A 4728-nucleotide genomic window follows, 5' to 3' on the forward strand; every position below is an offset into this window, starting at 1 on the left:
ACAGACACGGTAAAGGTGAAGATCCCGGCAGGGGTCGATACCGGATCGAAGGTGAAGCTGAAAGGCATGGGCAATGCCGGCCATGACGGCGGGCCGAGCGGAGACATCTTCATCGAGATCACCGTCAGGCCGCACCCGGTATTCAAGCGCGAAGGCAACGACCTCTCCGTTGATGTCCCGCTCACCTTCAGTGAAGCGGCCCTCGGAGCGAAGATAGAGGTTCCGACGATCGACGGCAGAGCGGTGATGACCATCCCGCCCGGCACTCAGGGCGGACAGAGGTTCAAATTGACGGGGAAAGGCTTCCCGTCTCCGAAGGGCGGTCCAAGGGGCAACCAGTTTGTTACCGCCAAGATAGCGGTCCCGAAGGACTTGAGCAGCCGCGAGAAGGAAATCGTGAAAGAGACAGAGGCGCTCTACAGGGAAAATCCTCGGAAAGGGTCGGGGCGATGAGGAATCCGACCGATAAGAAACAGCCCCTCTTCATGATCAGCGTCGTGTCGAAGATGCTCGGCGTGCATCCCCAGACACTGCGTCTCTATGAGAGGGAAGGACTTGTGACTCCTCACCGGGCAAGGAGAAGCCGTCTCTATTCCGAGGAGGATATCGAAAAATTAGCGATGATTTTACGGCTGACCCGTGAGCTCGGCGTGAACAGGGCAGGCGTCGATATAATCCTCAGGCTCAGACATCGGGTTGAGGTACTCCAGAAGGAGATGGACGAGATGATGAAGTTTCTCGAAACCGATCTCAGGAGCGATTTTGAAAAGAAATTGAGGAAATTATTCTTTGAAGAATAGGAGATGACGATGAGAATGGACAAACTGACGATAAAGAGCCAGGAAGCATTGCAGGAGGCGCAGGGGATTGCCGAAAGAAAAGGCAATCAGGAACTCCAGCCCGAACATCTCCTCTTGGCAGTGATCGGCGACGAGGAGGGCATTGCATCCCAGATCCTGAGGAGACTCGTTATAGAGACGAAGTCGCTTCGAGCGGACGTTGAAAAAGAGATCGAGAGACTGCCGAAGGTGACAGGCGCAGCCCCTCTCGGCCAAATTTACATATCACCGAGGCTCAAGGCTGTGATCGAGAAGGCAACAGTTCAGGCGGAGCATCTCACCGACGAGTATGTGAGCGTCGAGCATCTGCTCTTCGCACTCACGTCCATCGGCGGACCCTGCACGGAACTCCTCGGAAGATACGGAGTCACATCCGACAAGGTCATGTCCGCCATGCGTGAGATAAGGGGCTCCCAACGGGTATCAGACCCTAACCCTGAAGACAAATATCAGGCCCTTGCCCGATACAGCAGGGATCTCACCACCCTCGCAAGAAAAGGAAAACTCGACCCTGTCATCGGCAGGGACGACGAGATAAGGAGGATCATACAGGTTCTTTCGAGAAGGACAAAGAACAACCCCGTGCTTATCGGTGAACCCGGTGTCGGCAAGACCGCGATCGCGGAAGGGCTCGCCGAGAGGATCGTTGCAGGCGACGTACCGGAGACCTTGAAGGACAAGCGGGTGGTAGCACTCGATATGGGAGCGCTCGTGGCAGGCTCAAAGTTCCGAGGGGAGTTTGAGGAACGGCTGAAGGCGGTACTCAAGGAGATAGAGGCGGCCGAAGGGAAAGTCATCCTCTTTATCGACGAGCTCCACACGCTCGTCGGCGCGGGTGCTGCAGAGGGCGCGATCGACGCATCGAACATGCTGAAGCCGGCGCTGGCACGGGGTGAGCTGAGGTGCGTGGGAGCGACGACGCTCGACGAATACCGGAAGTATATCGAAAAAGACCCGGCGCTCGAGAGGAGGTTCCAGCCTATCTACATAAAAGAACCTACCGTCGAGGATACGATCTCGATCCTCCGCGGACTCAAGGAGAGGTACGAGGTCCATCATGGAGTCAAGATCAAGGACTCCGCTCTCATGTCGGCGGCTCTCTTGTCGAACAGGTATATCACCGACCGGTTCCTGCCGGACAAGGCGATCGACCTCATCGACGAGGCGGCATCGAAGCTGAGAATGGAGATCGATTCAATGCCGGTGGAGCTCGACGAAATCGAGCGCAAACTGAGGCAGTATGAGATCGAGAAGCAGGCGCTCATGAAGGACGGCTCGAAGGATGCCCGTGAAAAACTCAAGAAGATCGGGAAGGAGATGGCAGAACTCCAGGCAGACAGGGACGAGCTGAAGGCGCAGTGGCTCAGGGAGAAAGAGATCATCGCGAAGATACGCGGGATAAAGGAAGAGATCGAAAAGACAAAGATCGAATCGGAGCGGGCAGAGCGTGAGGGAGACCTCTCGAAGGCCGCGGAGTTCCGTTACGGGAAATTGCTCGACCTCCAGAAATCCCTCGAAACGGAGAACCGGAGACTTTCTGAAGCACAGTCGAGGAGGAAGATGCTCAAGGAGGAAGTCGACGAAGAGGACATAGCGGAGATCGTCTCGAAATGGACCGGGATACCGGTATCGAGGATGCTCGAGGGTGAGGTTCAGAAGCTCCTCCATATGGAAGACAGGCTGCGCCAGAGGGTTGTCGGGCAGGATGACGCTATCGTCGCCGTTGCGAATGCGGTGAGACGGTCGAGGGCCGGCATCCAGGACATGAACAGGCCCATCGGATCCTTCATATTCCTCGGACCGACCGGCGTCGGCAAGACCGAACTCGCAAAGGCCCTTGCGGAGTTTCTCTTTGACGACGAAAACGCATTGCAGAGGATAGACATGTCCGAGTACCAGGAGAAGCATACCGTCTCGAGACTGATCGGCGCCCCTCCCGGATATGTCGGCTACGAGGAGGGAGGGCAGCTTACCGAAGCGGTGAGGAGAAGGCCCTACTCGGTCATCCTCTTCGATGAAATCGAGAAGGCCCATCCCGAGGTATTCAACCTCCTCCTGCAGCTCCTCGATGACGGAAGGCTTACTGACGGCCACGGAAGGACGGTAGACTTCAGAAATACGGTCGTGATCCTCACATCGAATATCGGGAGCACCCACATCCAGGAGCTCCTCGAGGAGCGTTCGAAGCGCCCCATGGCTTATTGGGGTAATAGCGCCGATGAAGACCTGAAGGAGAGGATTATGAGTGACCTGAAGGCCTTCTTCAAGCCCGAGTTCCTGAACAGGGTCGACGAGATAATCGTATTCAACCCTCTCTCAAAAGACCTTCTGAAGCGGATCGTGGAGATCCAGGTCGAGAGGATGCGGAAATACCTGCTCGCGAAGGGTATCAACATAGTGCTCACCGATGCCGCAAAGGAGAGGTTTGCCGAGATCGGATACGACCCCGTCTATGGCGCGAGGCCCTTGAAACGGGCATTGCAGAGGGAGATACTGAATCCCCTCGCCGTCGGACTCCTTGACGGGTCCTTCAAGGAGGGAGATACCGTCGAGGTCGATTTTGCCGATAATGCGCTTTCCTTCAAAAAGCTCGTCGAAGCCGAGGTCGTCTCCTAAAGATTGACACGGAGGAAAATCGGGCCTGATGTACCTTTTCCTGATACCTTGCGGCAGACCGACGGTGTGATAGAATGTCTTCATGGATGAAGGAGTCGTCGTCCTGCATTCCGAATCCGGCATATTTCGCTCTCGGGAAATCATCTTCGGCGGTTCTTGTCTGCCTCTGCGACCATCCTCTCGTATCGGCGGGTACGATGAAGCTCCCGGTGGCCGCACATAGCGAAGATCCGCTTCGGATAATCGTCCCGCTCTATGAGGGGAGGAGGGGACATCCGAGCCTCTTTCCGAGAACGGTTATCGGAGAGATATTTTCGGGTGTCGATCTGCGGGAGATACTCAGGAAGGACCCGGATAGAGTAAAATATGTAGCCGTCGCCGACGAAGGGGTCATCCTCGACATGGATACGGCAGAAGACTATCAACGGATATATGAAAAACATAGGCATCAGGGAACTGATAGGTGAACTGCAGGATTTCTATCTCCTCTCGTACCACGGCCTTCTCGGTCTGGTGAGGAGGCCTTTCTATCTCAGGGATACCATTGAGCAGATGGACTATGCCGGCGCAGGGTCGTTCTTCATCGTCCTCATCGTCGCCCTCTTCATCGGTATGGCGCTCTCGCTCCAGCTCGCCGCCGAGCTTTCGGTCCTCGGCATGAAGATGTACATCGGAAAGATCGTCGGGATATCGATCATCCGGGAATTGGGTCCCGTGGCAGCCGCCCTCGTCTTCACCGGCAGGGTAGGCTCGGGGATGGCGTCGGAGCTGGGCTCGATGGTGCTCGGTCACCAGGTCGACACCCTCAGGGTCTTCGGCGTCGACCCGATAAAGAAACTCGTCACCCCGAGAATCATCAGCTCGGTGCTGATGCTGCCTGCGCTCACGATCATCGGAGATGCCGCCTCCCTCCTCGGCGGCTATTATATCGCGGTCTTCGTCGGTCATCAGAGCGGACACGTTTACTGGAGTTCGATCCGCGATGTGCTGAACTTCGAGAACGTCTTTGCAGGCTCTGTGAAGCCCTTTATTTTCGGCTACCTCATAGCCTGCATCAGCTCTTACATGGGGCTCGCCACAAAGGGTGGAGCGATAGGGCTGCGGAGTTCTACGACCCGGGCGGTCGTGATGTCGATCATCATGATCATCATCGCTGATTTCATCCTGACGAGAACGCTGCTCTACGTCCTGGGATTTTCGGTATGATCACCTTCGAAAAGATCTGGTTCTCCTACGGCTCGAGTCCGGTCCTCCGCGATGTGAGTTTCACAAT

At 56.1% G+C, this 4728-nt stretch carries 5 protein-coding genes; all 5 read left to right on the plus strand.

Features of this window, described 5'->3' with window-relative positions:
* Nucleotides 1-453, plus strand: a 453-nt coding sequence (locus VEI96_08200) for a J domain-containing protein (protein ID HXX57968.1), incomplete at its 5' end; no start/stop codon positions are given.
* Nucleotides 450-800: a MerR family transcriptional regulator gene (locus VEI96_08205; protein HXX57969.1), complete on the plus strand. Its 351-nt coding sequence runs from the start codon at nucleotides 450-452 to the stop codon at nucleotides 798-800. The genes VEI96_08200 and VEI96_08205, both read left to right, overlap by 4 nt.
* A gap of 9 nt (nucleotides 801-809) precedes the next feature.
* A complete protein-coding gene (gene clpB, locus VEI96_08210; protein HXX57970.1) occupies nucleotides 810-3455 on the plus strand; it encodes an ATP-dependent chaperone ClpB in 2646 nt (881 codons plus the stop codon).
* An 86-nt stretch (nucleotides 3456-3541) separates the two neighbouring features.
* Nucleotides 3542-3922, plus strand: a complete 381-nt coding sequence (locus VEI96_08215; protein ID HXX57971.1) for an NTP transferase domain-containing protein — start codon at nucleotides 3542-3544, stop codon at nucleotides 3920-3922.
* Nucleotides 3888-4661 (plus strand): ABC transporter permease, encoded by a 774-nt coding sequence (locus tag VEI96_08220; protein HXX57972.1) that lies wholly within the window; start codon nucleotides 3888-3890, stop codon nucleotides 4659-4661. Before VEI96_08215 ends, VEI96_08220 begins: the two co-directional genes overlap by 35 nt.
* Nucleotides 4662-4728: the final 67 nt, after the last annotated feature.

The organism is Thermodesulfovibrionales bacterium, from assembly GCA_035622735.1.
GTDB lineage: Bacteria > Nitrospirota > Thermodesulfovibrionia > Thermodesulfovibrionales > UBA9159 > DASPUT01.